The organism is Kitasatospora sp. NPDC058162, assembly GCF_042884005.1.
Classification (GTDB): Bacteria; Actinomycetota; Actinomycetes; order Streptomycetales; family Streptomycetaceae; genus Kitasatospora.
Genome location: NZ_JBHVUS010000001.1, coordinates 75,288 through 90,443, shown reverse-complemented (window position 1 = coordinate 90,443; position 15,156 = coordinate 75,288). Strand labels below are relative to the sequence as shown.

Below are 15,156 nucleotides of genomic sequence, written 5' to 3'. Positions count from 1 at the left end.
AGGGCTTGTGGAGGCGGACGATACGCTTTATGGCAACTTCTGGCGGTCGTCGGCGTTCTATGGGTCGGTGTACGGGGGGGTGTCGCCCGGGGGCCCGGGGGGCGCCCCGGAGCGACCGTGGGTCACTTGGCCTTGGGTTCCGGCTTCGGCTTCGCCTTCCCCTTGAGGGCAGGCGCGACCGCTGCGGCCTTGGTGAGGTCGAGCGTGAAGTTCTGGACTATCACGGCGCCCCGGTCACGCTCCGGGGTGCTGATCGGGTCGTTCTGAATGCTGCGTCGCTTCATGGATGTTCACCTCCTTCCAGCGGATCGGCGGGTACCCCGGGGCGGTCGCCCCGGGTCGACCGGGGGAGCGGTGCCGGCCAGGCGCGCCCGGCGAAGCGGACCATCGCGGCCAGCACCGATCGGTGGTCGGCGGTCCGGCGGCTGTAGTGGCCGCCGTCCACCCAGAGCAGTTCGTGCGGCAGCGCCAGCCGGCGCAGGTCCGCGGCGTACCGGGCGACCTGGTCGGGTGGGCAGCGCTCGTCGGTCCGCGAGGCGACCAGCAGGACGGGTGAGCGGACCTGGTGCACGTACGATCGCGGGTCGGCCGCGCGGTAGCGCTCGGGGACCTCCTCCGGAGCCCCGCCGAAGAGCTGCCGGTCGACCTCGCGCAGTGCGGGGGTGGTGGTGCGGTAGGCGGCGGGATAGTCCGCGATCGGCTGGGCGGCCATGCCGAGCGACCACAGCTCCGGCTGCGCGCCCATCGCCAGCAGGGTCAGGTAGCCGCCCCACGAGAATCCGCAGAGGCCGGTGCGCTCCGCGAGCGCCGTACCGTCGGCGACCAGCTCCGCGCGGACGGCCGCAAGGTCCTCGATCTGGGCCAGCCCGACCCGGTGGCCGTACTCGTGCTGCCAGCCGGCGCCGTAGCCGGTGGAGCCGCGGTAGTTGGTGCGCACCACCGCGTAGCCGTGGCCCACCAGGGCGTTCACCCGCGGGTCGAAGGAGTCCCGGTCGTGGGTGGCGGGGCCGCCGTGGACCAGGAAGAGGGTCGGCCACGGGCCGTCACCGGCCGGGGTGCTGACGAAGCTGTGGATCCGCCCGTACGGCCGGGCGGTCCAACGCCGGCTGCGGGAGGTGTCGCCCCGGTCCGGTTCGGGGTGGTCCGCCGCCGCCGTGTCGGGGCGCAGCAGCAGTGGGCGGGGCGGTGTCGACTCCCGGCTCCAGACGCAGTGCAGGGTGCCGTCCGGGGCGCAGGACAGGTCGTGGATCGTGCCGCCGGGCGTGGGGATCTCCCGGGTGGGCGGGACTTGCTGTGCTGACTTCTGTTCGGCTGGCCCCTGCTGGTCCGACTCGTCAGTGAGGAGGTCGGCGAGGAGGAGCCGGCTCCGCCCGGCCCGTTCGTGCTGGATCAGCACCTCGCGCGGCCCCCGGTACCAGCCGGTCGAGATCTCCGAGTCGAACGACAGCCCCGGGTGTCTTCGCAGGCCCGTGTCCGCCCGCCAGGTCGCGAGGGTGTACCGCTCGTCCTCCTCGACCACCAGGAGCAGTTCCGGTTCGCGCACCGCGAGCGGGTTGAACTCGATCGGCCAGAGCCGCAGCCGCTGGCCGCCGGCGAGCTGAACCGGGGGACCGTCCGTCCGGGCGTCCGTCGGCCACAGGACCACCGCGTCGTCCCCGTCGGGGCGTCCGCCGAGGGCGAGCAGCCGACCGTCCGGCGACAGGTCGGCCAGGCTCAGGTACCCCGGCGCCGAACCGACCAGCCGCGCCCCGCCCGCGGGCGGGCCGACGTAGCAGTGCGAGGCGTCGTCGACGCCGACGGCCACCGCGGCGAGCGCGCCCGTCCGGTCGAAGGCGACGCCGTAGGCCCGCCCGCGCGGCACGCCGTGCAGCGCCGCGCCGCCCGCGCCGCCCTCGAAGGGCTCCCGCCACCACCGGCCCTCCCCGGCGCCGTCGGCGTCGAACCACCAGATGGCGCCGCCGTCCGGCTCGATCTCGCTCAGGTGGACGCCCTCCGGCCGGTCGGTGACCACCCGGCGTTGATCCGTCCCGAGGTCCCAGGCCACCGCCTGCCAGCGCTCCTCGACGAGCCGCGTCTCGACCGCGCGGTCACCCGCCAGTGCGGCGAAGCCGGGGGACTGGAACGACTGCGTCATGGACCCGGCCCTTCCGGCTCGATGGTGGGAACAGACCGTGCTGAGCATCCCGGGCCGGTCGATCGGCGTGAAGGTCCGGTGAATCCACGTGAAGAAAAGGTCACTTGTGGAGGATCGCGGCCACTCTAGGAGGGCGTCGCGGCCGCGAACAGACCTTTCGCACAGATGGCCGAAATGCAGCTGAGATGAATGCCGACGGCTGTCCGCCCACAGGCCCGCTCCGACCCCGGCGGCGCGGGTGCACCCCTGGGGATGCGAGGGTGGGCCCGTGAACGAGACGATCATGGCAGCCGCCCGCGAACGAGCCGCCGGACACCGGCGCCGGTTCGACCTGCGCTTCGAGGCCTACTTCGACGCCCTGCCGGAGCGCCTCGACACACCGCCGCTCAGCCGCTTCACCCCGCGCTGCCTGGAACTGCTGCGGGACCTCTCACTGCGCGGCGGCAAGCGCTTGCGGGTCGCCCTGCTGTACGAGGCCGCCCGGCTGGTGACCACCGACCCGGTGCCCGGCCTGGCGGAGGCCGCGCTGAGCATCGAACTGCTCCAGACGCACGGGCTCGTCCACGACGACATCATCGACGACGCGCCGGTACGCCGGGGCGGCCCGTCCACCTACTACGCCTACCGCCGGGAGTTCCCGGCGGCGGAGCGGACCGCGCTCGGCCTGGCCGTCCTGGCCGGGGACCTCGCCGCCTTCCTGTCCATGCGGGTCCTGCTGGAGGCGGACGTACCGGCCGAGCTGCGCCAGGCGATGCTGGAGGTGCAGCTCAACGCCGGCGCCGAGACGGTGGCCGGCCAGATCGTCGACCTCGAGCGCGACTTCCGGCCGCTCCCGGACGAGGAGTTCCTGCACACCGTCTGCGAGTACAAGTCCACCCGGTACTCCGTGCTCGCCCCGCTGCGGCTGGGGCTGCTGGCCGCCGGTGCGGACCTGGCCGGGCACGACGCCCGGCTGCGTCGGTACGCGAGCCTGGTCGGCATCGGCGGCCAACTGCGCGACGACTACCTCGACCTGTTCGGCGACGACGACGCCACCGGCAAGTCCACCGGCGCCGACCTCCGTGCGGGACGCCGCAGCTACGCCGTGACCGCGCTGCTCGCCCGCGCGGACGAGGCGCAGCGGGCCCTGGTGGAGTCGGCGCTCGGCGACCCGCACTGCCCGGCCGGGACGGTCGAGCGCGTCCGCGAACTGGCCCGGCTGCTGGGCGTCGACGCGAAGCTCCGCGCCGACATGCGCCGCTGCGCCGAGGCGGCCCGCACCGAAGCCGAGGGCTGGCGCGCGCACTGGCGGGAGGAGGCCGTGGCCTTCTTCGAGGGCCTGCCGTTGGCGAACGTGATCCGGGAAGGGTGACCGGGCGGCGCTGAAGGGCTGGTCGGCGAGCTCCTCGACCGAGGCCGGTGGACGGCGGGTGGACGCGGGTGGACGGTGCTGCTGGACGCGCGTTGATCGCTCGTCTACCGGGGGACCCTACGGTCGGGGCGTTCGGCAGTTCCGTACCGCTCAGAAGGATTCCCATGATCGACCCGGCCGCACCGTCGCGCGGTGACACCCCCTGGATCGGCGACGATCCGCGCTTCACCGAGTTGCGCGCCAGCTACCGCAGGTTCGTGTTCCCGGTGACGGCGGCGTTCCTGCTCTGGTTCCTGACCTACGTCCTCTGCTCGGCCTACGCCCGCGGCTTCATGGCGACCAAGGTCGTCGGGAACATCAATGTGGCGCTGGTCTTCGGACTGCTGCAGTTCGTGTCGACCTTCGGCATTGCCCTGGCCTACGGCCGGTTCGCCGCCCGGCGGCTGGACCCGCTGTCCGGGGCACTGCGCGAAGAGGCGGCTGTCCGGTCGGGCAGCGAGCAGGAATTGACGGTGAGTCAGGCATGAGACAGCACCTTTCGGCCGCCGCGGCGGCGAAGTCGGCCTCGCACCAGGGCCTGACCATCGGCCTGTTCGTCGCCCTGGTGGCGGTGACCCTGGTCATCACCCTCTGGGCGCGCCGGAGCACCCGGGGCACCGGCGGCTTCTACACCGGTGGCGGCCAGTTCTCCGCGCTGCAGAACGGGATCGCGATCTCGGGCGACTACCTGTCCGCGGCGTCCTTCCTGGGCATCGCCGGGATCATCGCGCTCTCCGGCTACGACGGCTTCCTGTACTCGATCGGCTTCCTGGTCGCCTGGCTGGTCGCGCTGCTGATGGTCGCCGAACTGCTGCGCAACACCGGCCGGTTCACCATGGCCGACGTGCTGGCGGCGCGGCTGCGCAGCGGGCCGATGCGGACCGCCGCCGGGGTGTCGACCATCGTGGTGTCGATCTTCTACCTGATCGCGCAGATGGTCGGCGCGGCGACGATCGTCGGGCAGCTGCTCGACGTCAAGGGCGCCTCCGCGCAGATCTGGACCATCCTCGGGGTCGGCGCCCTGATGATCGTCTACGTCGTGGTCGGCGGGATGAAGGGCACCACCTGGGTGCAGATCGTCAAGGCGGTGCTGCTGATCGCCGGCGCGGCCGTGATGACCCTGTGGGTGCTGGCGAAGTACGGGTTCGACCTCAGTCACCTGCTCGGGGACGCCGCCTCGGCGTCCAAGAAGGGTGACGCCTTCCTCCAGCCCGGCCTCAAGTACGGGGCGACGGACGGCTGGTCGAAGCTCGACCTGGTCAGTCTGGGCGTCGCCCTGGTGCTGGGCACCGCGGCGCTGCCGCACGTGCTGGTGCGCTTCTACACCGTCCCCACCGGCCGGGACGCGCGGAAGTCGGTGAACTGGGCGATCGGCATCATCGGGGTCTTCTACCTGATGACCCTGGTGCTCGGCTTCGGCGCGGCCGCGCTGGTCGGCACGGCGACGATCAAGGCGAAGGACCCGTCCGGCAACACCGCGGCCACCCTGCTGGCCGAGCACCTGGGCGGGGGCGCGGGCACCACCGGGGGCTCCCTGATGCTCGCCTTCATCGCGGCGGTGGCGTTCGCCACCATCCTGGCGGTCGTCGCCGGGCTCACCCTGACCTCCTCGTCCTCGTTCGCCCATGACCTGTACGCCAGCGTCATCCGCAAGGGCCGGGCGACCGAGCGGCAGGAGCTGGTCACGGCGAAGATCGCGGCGGTGGTCATCGGCGCGGTCGCGGTCGCCCTGTCGATCTTCGCCCGGGACCTCAACGTGGCGTTCCTGGTGGCCCTGGCCTTCGCCATCGCGGCCTCGGCCAACCTGCCGGCCATCCTGCTGACCCTGTTCTGGAAGCGCTTCACCACCTTCGGCGCCAAGTGCGGCATCTACGCGGGTCTGGTCGCCTCGATCGGCCTGGTGCTGCTCTCGCCGATCTGCTGGGGCGGCGCGAGCAGCACCGTCCCCGCCGTGAAGCTGACGGCCGCCCAGGCGAAGGACTGCGGGGTGGACGCGGCCAGCAAGCAGGTCGGCAACGCCACGGCGCTGATCTCCTGCACCGCCACCGCGCCGGTCCCGCTGCAGAACCCGGGCGTGCTCTCGATCCCGATCGGGTTCGCGGCCGCCGTCCTCGGCTCGCTGGCCGGCGGCCGCCGGCGTCGGGACGAGGAGGCGGAGCGGCGCAGCTTCGAGGAGCTGGAAGTCCGCGCGCTCACCGGGGTGGGGCGGTAGCCATGACGACCGGATCCAACCTGGACGAGTTCCTCGCCGACCTCGAGCGCTACGCCGCCGCCGACGTCCTGACCGCCCAGCTCACCGCGGACACCCTGCGCAAGTACCTGCGCGCCGGGCTGATCGTCCCCGGCGACCTGTGCGCCGGTGACACCGAGGGCTATTCGCAGCGGCTGTTGTACGCCGGGCGCACCCACTCCGTGGTGGCCCTGACCTGGCTGCCCGGGCAGTTCACCCCGATCCACGACCACATCGCCTGGTGCGTGTCGGGGGTGCTGGAGGGCGTCGAGGTGGACGAGTCGTACCGGCTGTGGCGGCTGCCCAAGTCCGGCCGCAAGGTGCTGGCACCGGTCGCCCGGACGACCTGTTCGGCCGGCCGGGTGCAGTTCCTGGTCCCGCCCGACGAGGACATCCACCGGGTGTCGAACGGCGGCACCGGGCGGGCAGTCTCGCTGCACGTCTACGGCGCGGACATCTCGCTCAACATGGGCACGTCGATCAACCGGATCTTCGGACAGGAGGTGGTGGACCGCCCGCCGGACGGGGCCCGCCTGGTGAGCTGGCGGAGCCCGGAGGCCCTGGCCCCCTGACCGACGCCCGACCCCCGACCCGCGACCCGCGACGCGCGCTGACGACCCGTCGGCGCGCGTCGCCGTGCGCTCGCCCGTCTGCCGTCTGCCGTCTGCCGTCTGCCGTCCGCCCGTCCGTCCGTCCGTCCGTGGTGCATCATGTCCTCGATCCCAGGGGGTGTGATGGCGCTGTTCCCACCGAAGTGTCCGGTCGGTCCGGAGGAACGGGTCTGGATCGAGGAGTCGATGGCCTGGCTGGCGGCCGAGTTCGGCCTCGGGGTGCTGGAGCGCGCCCCGGTCCTGCCGACCGCCGAGTTCTTCCCGGGGCCCTACCGGGGCGACGAGGAGTCCGTCCGGGCCGTGATCGCCCGGCTCTGCGGCTATTTGGAGGTGGCGCCCGACCGTCTGACCGTCGAGATCGAGCCGGACGACGGCGAACAGGCCATGGTCGACGGCCTCCGCCTCAACCACAGCTCCCGCTCCGCCGCCGGGCACTACCGGCGCGAGAACGGGCGCCCGGTGATCGCCGTCGCCCAGCGCCAGGCCGCCCGCCCGGTCGCCCTGGTCGCCACCGTCGCCCACGAGTTGGGCCACGTCCGGCTCCTCGACGAGCAGCGGATCTCCCGGGGCCGGCGCGACCACGAACCGCTCACCGACCTGCTGACGGTGCATTTCGGCCTCGGCGTCTTCACCGCCAACTCCGCCTTCAACTTCAGCCGGAACGAACGGGGTTGGTCGTACTCCCGGCTCGGCTACCTGACCGAGCGGATGCTCGGCTACGCGCTGGCCTGCTACGCCCACCGGCGCGGCGAGACCAAGCCCGCCTGGTCCCGGCACCTCACCACCAACCCGCGGGCCCACCTCAAGCAGGGCCTGCGCTACCTGGGGGAGCACCCGCCGATCTCCTGACGGGGGCGGGATCCGGCCGTCTTGCGGCCGGGCCGCCGGCGGCGGTGAGCAGGGTGCGGCGGTTCGGCCGCGTGGCCGGTCCCTCGCTGTGACCCGTCGTCAGCCCCCGTGCCGTGACGGCTGGTTGCCCGCTCAGGATGCCCCGCCCCCGCGGGGCCGCGCCCGGGTTTTCGGCCGGACGGCCGGAAGTGTCGGTGGCCGAGACCTACGGCTTCCTCGCAGCCGGTCGGCCGGGGATACTGGGCGGAGGCGGAGCCTCCGGGCGCCCGGCGGAGGGGCGTCCTCACAGGTCACGCCACGGATTCCGGTCCGCGGGCAACCCCCGGGAGGGCACCGCCCGTTGGGCCCGATTTCAAATCTCGAGCACGTGTTTCACACATCCCCCTCATCGGGCGCCTCCGATGCTCTACATTGATTTTCGCGCCGCACCGTCGGCGCGAGGGGCGACACATGACGATCTACAGATCCATCGTTGCGCACTGCCGGTAATCGCGATTTCCGGCGGCAGGCGTGGGGTGTCCGAATCTCGGCACCCGTGCAGAAGTTCTGAGTGTGAAGAGCGCAACCGTCGACGTTTTCCCGCGCACTTCGGGATTCCGGTCGGACGTCAGGGTCCGTCGGTTCCCGGTGGGATGTTCACGCAGTGCTGGAATGGCCGGTTCGGCATTTCCGGGGGGTGCTGCCGTGTGCGGGTAGGAACAGTGCGGCGCGGGAGGCATGACCTCCCGAGGGGAGGAATCAGGTGCGGGAGGCAGCCGCCTTCCGGGGGGAGGAACCGTGTGGAGCGAGCACGTCGAACCCACTGACGACCTGGCAGGGGCGGGGGCTGTTGAGCAGAAGAAGGAGGAGGGAGAATTAGTCGGCCCGTTTCCGTCGGCGCGGGTGCGCCGCCCGAGGGGCGGGAAATTCAGCCGGTCCGAGATCGACTGGGAGCAGCAGTACCGCCGTACGGTGATGGTCAGCGATACCGTGGCCACCGCCTTCGTGGTGGCGGCCATCGGCGGATTCTTCGGGGTCCGGGACGCGGCCAACTGGCACGAGAAATGGGGAATTCTCGCCTTCGGCACCGAACTGCTGGTGCTGGGCGCGCTGGGGACGACCCGGGCGTGGGCACCGGCGGTTCTCGGCCAGGGGGCGGAGGAATTCCGCCGACTCGGCCGTTCGCTGTTCACGGCGGCCGTGGTCCTGGCGCTCGGCGGGATCGCCCTCTCCTCGCACAACATCAGGCTCTGGATCTTCGTCGCGATCCCGGCGATCACGATGGTCACCATGACCGAGCGCTATGTGCTGCGGCTGTGGCTGCACAAGCAGCGCAACCAGGGGCGGTGCCTGCGCCCGGTGCTCGCCGCCGGGAGTCCGGCCACGGTGCGCGACCTGATCGCCCGGACCCGCAAGTTCCCGCACCTGGGCTGGCGGGTGGAGGCGGTCTGCACGCCGTACGCGCTGGGGCCGAACGGTGACCGGCTGGACGGCGTGCCGGTGGTCGGCCGGCTGACGGACGTCGCCAACCACGTGCGCCGGGACGGCTACCGGGTGGTCGCGATCACGCCGGACCCGCACTGGTCGCCGGACCGGCTGCAACGGCTGGCCTGGAACCTCGAGGGCGGCGACGCCGAGATGGTCGTGGCGCCGGTGCTGATGGAGGTGGCCGGCCCGCGGCTGCACGTCGACGCGGTGCTCGGGATCCCGATGCTGCGGGTCAGCATGCCGGCCTTCACCGGCGCGCCCCGGGCGGTCAAGGCGGTCGTCGACCGGCTGGGCGCGGCGCTGCTGCTGGTGCTGTTCTCGCCGCTGATGCTGGGCGTCGGGCTGCTCGTCGCGCTGGACAGCCGCGGCGGGGTGTTCTACCGGCAGCACCGGGTCGGCAAGGACGGCCGCGAGTTCACCCTGGTCAAGTTCCGCACCATGGTGGCCGGGGCGGACCGGGCCAAGGCCGGGCTGGCCGACCGCAACGAGGGCGCCGGCCTGCTGTTCAAGCTCCGCCGGGACCCCCGGATCACCAGGGTCGGCGGAGTGCTGCGGCGGTACTCGCTGGACGAGCTGCCGCAACTGCTCAACGTGCTGGCCGGCTCGATGTCGCTGGTCGGTCCGCGGCCGCCGCTGCCGGAGGAGTCCGCCGCCTACGGCCCGGACATCCGCCGGCGACTGCTCGTCAAGCCCGGGCTCACCGGCCTGTGGCAGATCAGCGGGCGCAGCGACCTGCCGTGGGAGGAGGCGGTCCGGCTGGACCTCCGGTACGTGGAGGACTGGTCGCTCGCGCTGGACACGGTGATCCTCTGGAAGACGCTGCGTGCGGTGCTCCAGGGGCAGGGGGCGTACTGATGGCCATTGCTGGGGGGCGTCGTCCCATCGACGCGCGGACGGGCGGCCGCAAGGGCCGGCCCGAGGGGAGGAACGGGTCATGAGGGTCAGCGTCCTGGGGCTCGGCTACGTGGGCTGCGTGTCGGCCGCGTGCCTGGCCAGCCTCGGTCACGAGGTCATCGGCGTGGACGTCAACCAGGTGAAGGTCGACCTGGTCAACGAGGGCAAGGCCCCGGTGGTCGAGGAGCGGATCGGCGAGATGATCGCCGAGGTGGTGTCGTCCGGGGCGCTGCGCGCCACCGCCGACGTCCGCGAGGCGGTCCTGGGCAGCGACGTGTCGCTGGTCTGCGTGGGCACGCCCTCGGAGGCCAACGGCAGCCTGTGCACCACCTACCTGGAGCGGGTCACCGAGCAGATCGGTGCGGCGGCGGCCGAGAAGGGCGGGCGGCACACCGTCGTGTTCCGCAGCACCATGCTCCCGGGCACCTGCCTGGACCTGCTGGTGCCGATCCTGGAGAAGCACCTCGGCGGCACCGCCGGGGTGGACGTCGGGGTCGCGGTCAACCCGGAGTTCCTGCGCGAGGGCACCAGCGTGCGGGACTTCTTCGACCCGCCCAAGACGGTGATCGGCGAGCTCGACGCGGCGAGCGGCGACGTGGTCGCGGCGCTGTACGAGGGCCTGCCCGGCGAGGTGTTCCGGGTGCCCGTCCCGGTGGCCGAGGCGATCAAGTACGCGGACAACGCCTTCCACGGCCTCAAGATCGGCTTCGCGAACGAGCTGGGCGCGGTCTGCCAGGCGCTGGGCGTGGACTCGCACCAGGTGATCGACGTGTTCCTGGCCGACCGCAAGCTCAACATCAGCCCCGCCTACCTGCGGCCCGGCTTCGCCTTCGGCGGCTCCTGCCTGCCCAAGGACCTGCGCAGCCTGGTCCACGCGGCGCGCCGGGCCGACGTCTCGGTGCCGATCCTCTCCCACGTGCTGCCCTCCAACGCCGACCACCTCCAGCGCGCGGTCGAGCTGGTCGAGCGCACCGGCAAGCGCCGGGTGGGCCTGTTCGGCCTGTCCTTCAAGCCCGGCACCGACGACCTCCGGGAGAGCCCGCTCGTCGAGCTCGCCGAGCGGCTCTTCGGCAAGGGCTACGACCTGCGGATCTACGACCCCAACGTGCACCTGTCCCGGCTGCTCGGCGCGAACCGGGAGTACATCGAGACCAGGCTGCCGCACCTCGCGCAGCTGCTCGTGCCGTCCGTCGACGAGGTCCTGGAGCACGCCGAGGTGTGCGTGGTCGGGACCAAGGACGAGGCCGTGCTCTCGGCCCTGCCGCACGGCGACGGAGCGGTGATCGTCGACCTCGTCCGCCTTCCCGACGCCGAGGCGCGCCGGACCGAGCGGGGGTACGTGGGCCTTGCCTGGTGACGCATCGTTCGAGGACACGTCGGTTGATGACACGTCGTTTGATGACGCGGTCGGCGCCGACGGCCGGGGCCGGCGCGCGCTGATCCTGGTGGAGAACCTGTCGGTGCCCTTCGACCGGCGGGTCTGGCAGGAGTGCACCACGCTGCGCGACGCGGGCTGGACGGTGGACGTCATCTGCCCGCAGGGGACCAAGCGGGACACCGAACCCGAGGCGGTGATCGACGGGGTGCGGATCCACCGCTACCCCCTGCGGGCGGCCACCGGCGGGCCGGCCGGCTACCTCCAGGAGTACGGGGCCGCGCTCTGGCACACCGCCCGGCTGGCCCGCAAGGTCGGCCCGGTCGACGTCGTCCACGCCTGCAACCCGCCCGACCTGCTGTTCCTGCCCGCCCTGTGGCTGAAACGGCGCGGCGCGCGGTTCGTCTTCGACCAGCACGACCTGGTGCCCGAGCTGTACCTGTCCCGCTTCGACCGCGGCGAGGACCTGCTCTACCGCGGCGTCTGCGCGCTGGAACGGAGGACCTACCGGGCCGCGGACGTGGTGCTCTCCACCAACGAGAGCTACCGGGACGTCGCGCTGCGCCGCGGCGGCAAGCGACCGGAGTCGGTCTTCGTGGTGCGCAGCGCGCCCGACACCGACCGGTTCCAACCGGTGCCGCCCGAGGCGGAGTTGAAGCGCGGCAAGCCCCATCTGCTGTGCTACCTCGGGGTGATGGGCCCGCAGGACGGCGTCGACTACGCCCTGCGGGCGCTGGCGAAGCTGCGCGACGAGCAGGGGCGGACCGACTGGCACGCCGTGTTCGTCGGCGGCGGCGACACCTTCGACGCGATGGTGGAGCTGTCCCGGCAGCTCGGCCTCTCCGAGCAGGTGCAGTTCACCGGGCGGGTGCCGGACGCCGACCTGGTGCGCTACCTGTCCAGCGCGGACGTCTGCCTCTCCCCGGACCCGCGCAACCCGCTCAACGACGTGTCGACCATGAACAAGGTCCTCGAGTACATGGTGATGGGCAAGCCGATCGTCTCCTTCGACCTCCGGGAGGCGCGGGTCTCCGCCGGTGACGCGGCGCTCTACGCGCCCGCCAACGACGAGTCCGAGTTCGCCCGGCTGGTCGCGCTGCTGATGGACGACCCGGAGAAGCGGGCCCTGATGGGCAAGCTCGGCCAGGAGCGGATCAACGGGCCGCTCGCCTGGCGCAACTCCCAGCGCTCGCTGCTCGCCGCCTACGCGGCGGCCTGCGGGGACGGTGCTCCCGCGTCCGGGGGCGCCCGGCGCGGGGCGGGGAGAAGGCAGCGCCGTTGAACGAGGACACGATTCGCCTGGCCACGATCGGCCGGATCCTCCGTCGGCGGTGGCGGCTGCTCGCCGTCCTCGCCGCGGTGGGTGCGCTGGTCGGCTTCGGCAGCTCCCTGCTGTTCCCGCCGAGCTACACCACCTCGGCGTCGGTGCTGCTGCCGGGGGTGTGGCAGGAGCGCGAACTGATGACCCAGGCGGAGATCGCGACCAGTTCGGTGGTGGTCGACCGCACGGCCGCCGCGCTCAACTGGAGCGGGGTGAACGGCGTCAAGCTGCAGGACCGGGTCAGCGCCAGCGCGGCGGACGGGAACATCATCAAGCTCTCGGGCACCGCCGAGACCCCGGAGCGCGCCCAGCAGCTCGCCGACCAGCTGGCCAAGCAGTTCGTCGCCTTCGCCGGGCGGATGGCCGGCGACGGCACCGACCCCGGGTCGGCGCAGCCCGACCAGCTGCGCCAACTGGTGATCCAGACCGGCCAGCGGATCACCGACCTGGCCAACGCGGTCGGGCCGGGGCAGACCGTGGAGAACGTCCAGCTCCGCACCGAGCTGGAGAAGCTGCGCACCGCACTGCAGGACGCCGTCAAGAAGCTGGACCAGGTCGACCCGGCCGCCAACAAGGCCAACATGGTCGTCATGGGCTCGGCGGCCCGGCCGACCGGCCAGGCGCCGCCGACCAGGACCCAGCTCGTCGCCGCCGGGGCGCTGGTGTTCCTCCTGCTCGGCGTCATCGGCCACCTCACGGCGGCGCGGATGAGCCGTCGGCTGCGCACCGAACCGGAGATCGCCGCGGCGCTCGGCTCGGAACTGCTCGGCACCGTCGACGTCCCCGGCGGGCGGTCCCTGAGCCGCCCGGCGGCCGGTGGCCCGCGGGGCTGGATCCGCCGACTGCTGGGCACCGACGTCCGGTGGGACCTGCCGACCCCGCACGCCTCCGGCGACGAGGCCGGCCGGCAGCTCCGCTACCGCCGGGTGTGCTCCCGGATCCGGGAGCAACTGCCCGCCTCCCGAGGGCTGTTGGTGGTCGTCCCGGAGGGCGACGAAGCGGCCCGCCGGGCCGCGGACCAGCTCGCCGCCGAGGCGGGCAGCGATCCGCGGCTGCGGGTGGTGGGGGTGCCGGTCGCCCGGCCGCTGCTGCCGGACCGGGACGCGGAGTCCGGCGCGCTGGTCGTGCTCAGCGCGGGCAGCTGGACGGCGGGGGAGCTCGCCGACCTGGCGGGGGCGTGCGCGGACGCCGAGCACGAGCTCCTCGGTGTCGTGGTGGCCGGTCTGGTCCAGGACCGGCCGAAGCGCTCCGCCGGCCGCCGTCCGGGCACCGCCGAGCCGGTGCTCGCGGGCGCCGTCGCGTCGGGGGCCGCAACCGGTGAGGGTGACGAGGCGAGGAGAGATCCGGGGTGACGACGAGTACCACGGGGGAGTCGTCGACGGCCGCTCCACTGCTGGACCTCCACGCGCTGGTGGTCGCGGTGCGCAGGCGCCGCCGCCTCTGGTGCACCCTGGCGCTGCTCGGCCTGCTGGCCGGCGCGGCACTGGCGGTCCTGCGGCCGGCACCGCCCAGCGCGACGGCCAAGGTGCTGGTCGCCCACGCGGCGGACCAGCCCAACGACCCCGGCACGCTGATCCGCACCGACGCCGCCCTGCTCCAGACCACCGGGATCGCCGCCCAGGCCCTGCAAGCCCTCGGGTCCGCGGAGAAACCGGAGGACTTCATGAAGGAGTACGCCGGGACCGGCCTGACCAACAACCTCCTGGAGATCACCGTGACCGGCCACAGCGACGCCGAGGCCCAGGCCCGCGCCAAGGCGCTGGCCGAGGCCTTCGTCGCGGACCACGTCAAGCGGCTCCAGGACGCCGCCGACGCCGAGTCCAAGGCCCTGCTCGACCAGCGCGACCGGATGCGGCAGGAACTCGCCCAGGTCAACCAGCAGATCGGTGACGCCACGCCGCAGAGCGTGGCGAAGGGCGCGGCGAACCTGGTGTCGCTCTACGCCAGCCGGGACGAACTCACCGCGCGCATCAACGACTTCGGCCAGCGCGCCGCCGAGGCCAAGGTCGGCGCGCCCCGGCTGGTGGCCGGCACCCAGATCGTGGACGCCCCGCACGCGGTGAAGCTGTCCCTGGCCAAGACCGCCGCCACCGACGCCGGGATCGGGCTCGTCCTCGGACTGTTCCTCGGGATCGCCGTGGCCGCGGTCGGCGCGGTGGTGGCGGACCGCCCGGTGCTGCGCCGGGAGATCGCGGCCGGCCTCGGCGCCTCCGTCATCGCGGAGCTGAACCGGGTGCCCCGCCGCTCGCTCGGCCGCTGGCAGCTCCGCCGGACCAAGGCGGCCCGGGCGAGGGTCACCGCGACCCTGGCCCGTACCGTGCGCGGCTCCGCGGAGGCGGTGTCGCTGCTGGAACTGGGCTGCGCGCACAGCACCGGAGCGATCGCCCTGGACCTCGCCCGGGTCCTGACCGAGGAGGGCGGGCCGGTGGTCGTGGTCGACGGGCTGCCCGGACCGCAGCTCGCCAAGCGCGGGGCCGGGCCGGGGGAGCCGACCGTGGTCCGCGGCGAGGACGCCGAGGCCGTGCCCCCGCCGCAGGAGCGCCGGGTCGGCGTCGGCTCGGTGGCGCCCGGCACGGCCTGGACCGACCTGCGCCACCTCGGCGCCCGGACGGTGCTGGTCGTCCGCGCCGGGGCCGGCAGCGCCGCCTGGCTGCACACCGTGGCCCGGCAGCTCGCCGAGCAGCGCATCCCGGTGCTCGGCGTGGTGCTGATCGACCCCGATCCGCGCGACCGGACCGACGGCACCCGGTGGGACGGGCCGCCCGCCGCGCCGCCCGACCGCGACGAACGGCCCGCCCGGCTGATCCGGCTGGGCCGACGACGGACCGAACGACTACCGATCTGGACCGCACCGGTCCCGGACATCGACCAGGAGGCGAGGTAGG

The 15,156-nt window shown here is 73.1% G+C and carries 12 protein-coding genes; 10 read left to right on the top strand and 2 right to left on the bottom strand.

The window, feature by feature from the left end; all coding sequences use genetic code 11:
- Nucleotides 1-122 precede the first annotated feature (122 nt).
- On the bottom strand, nt 123-284 hold the full coding sequence (locus ACFVXG_RS00355) for a hypothetical protein (protein WP_387922816.1): 162 nt from the start codon (nt 282-284) through the stop codon (nt 123-125).
- Nucleotides 281-2,134 carry an alpha/beta hydrolase family protein gene (locus ACFVXG_RS00350; protein ID WP_387922814.1) on the bottom strand — a complete coding sequence of 618 codons (1,854 nt, stop codon included), beginning with the start codon at nt 2,132-2,134 and terminating at the stop codon, nt 281-283. The genes ACFVXG_RS00355 and ACFVXG_RS00350 overlap by 4 nt, the downstream gene beginning before the upstream one ends.
- 283 nt (nt 2,135-2,417) lie before the next feature.
- Between ACFVXG_RS00350 and ACFVXG_RS00345 the strand changes: the two genes are divergently transcribed.
- The 10 genes from ACFVXG_RS00345 to ACFVXG_RS00300 all read left to right on the top strand — a co-directional run bounded on the left by ACFVXG_RS00345 (nt 2,418) and on the right by ACFVXG_RS00300 (nt 15,155).
- Nucleotides 2,418-3,485 carry a polyprenyl synthetase family protein gene (locus tag ACFVXG_RS00345; RefSeq protein ID WP_387923835.1) on the top strand — a complete coding sequence of 356 codons (1,068 nt, stop codon included), beginning with the start codon at nt 2,418-2,420 and terminating at the stop codon, nt 3,483-3,485.
- A 164-nt stretch (nt 3,486-3,649) separates the two neighbouring features.
- On the top strand, nt 3,650-4,012 hold the full coding sequence (locus ACFVXG_RS00340) for a DUF485 domain-containing protein (RefSeq protein WP_387922813.1): 363 nt from the start codon (nt 3,650-3,652) through the stop codon (nt 4,010-4,012).
- Nucleotides 4,009-5,736 (top strand): cation acetate symporter, encoded by a 1,728-nt coding sequence (locus tag ACFVXG_RS00335; RefSeq protein WP_387922811.1) that lies wholly within the window; start codon nt 4,009-4,011, stop codon nt 5,734-5,736. The genes ACFVXG_RS00340 and ACFVXG_RS00335 overlap by 4 nt, the downstream gene beginning before the upstream one ends.
- A gap of 2 nt (nt 5,737-5,738) precedes the next feature.
- Nucleotides 5,739-6,326 (top strand): cysteine dioxygenase, encoded by a 588-nt coding sequence (locus ACFVXG_RS00330; RefSeq protein WP_387922809.1) that lies wholly within the window; start codon nt 5,739-5,741, stop codon nt 6,324-6,326.
- A gap of 162 nt (nt 6,327-6,488) precedes the next feature.
- Nucleotides 6,489-7,214: a hypothetical protein gene (locus ACFVXG_RS00325; RefSeq protein WP_387922807.1), complete on the top strand. Its 726-nt coding sequence runs from the start codon at nt 6,489-6,491 to the stop codon at nt 7,212-7,214.
- Nucleotides 7,215-7,931: 717 nt separating this feature from the next.
- Nucleotides 7,932-9,536, top strand: coding sequence for a sugar transferase (locus ACFVXG_RS00320; protein ID WP_387922805.1), 1,605 nt, complete (start codon nt 7,932-7,934; stop codon nt 9,534-9,536).
- A gap of 79 nt (nt 9,537-9,615) precedes the next feature.
- Nucleotides 9,616-10,932, top strand: coding sequence for a nucleotide sugar dehydrogenase (locus ACFVXG_RS00315; protein WP_387922803.1), 1,317 nt, complete (start codon nt 9,616-9,618; stop codon nt 10,930-10,932).
- A complete protein-coding gene (locus ACFVXG_RS00310) occupies nt 10,922-12,232 on the top strand; it encodes a glycosyltransferase family 4 protein (protein ID WP_387922801.1) in 1,311 nt (436 codons plus the stop codon). The genes ACFVXG_RS00315 and ACFVXG_RS00310 overlap by 11 nt, the downstream gene beginning before the upstream one ends.
- Complete coding sequence (locus tag ACFVXG_RS00305; RefSeq protein ID WP_387922799.1) at nt 12,229-13,623, top strand: Wzz/FepE/Etk N-terminal domain-containing protein; 1,395 nt, start codon at nt 12,229-12,231, stop codon at nt 13,621-13,623. The genes ACFVXG_RS00310 and ACFVXG_RS00305 overlap by 4 nt, the downstream gene beginning before the upstream one ends.
- Complete coding sequence (locus ACFVXG_RS00300) at nt 13,620-15,155, top strand: Wzz/FepE/Etk N-terminal domain-containing protein (RefSeq protein ID WP_387922797.1); 1,536 nt, start codon at nt 13,620-13,622, stop codon at nt 15,153-15,155. Before ACFVXG_RS00305 ends, ACFVXG_RS00300 begins: the two co-directional genes overlap by 4 nt.
- Nucleotide 15,156: the final 1 nt, after the last annotated feature.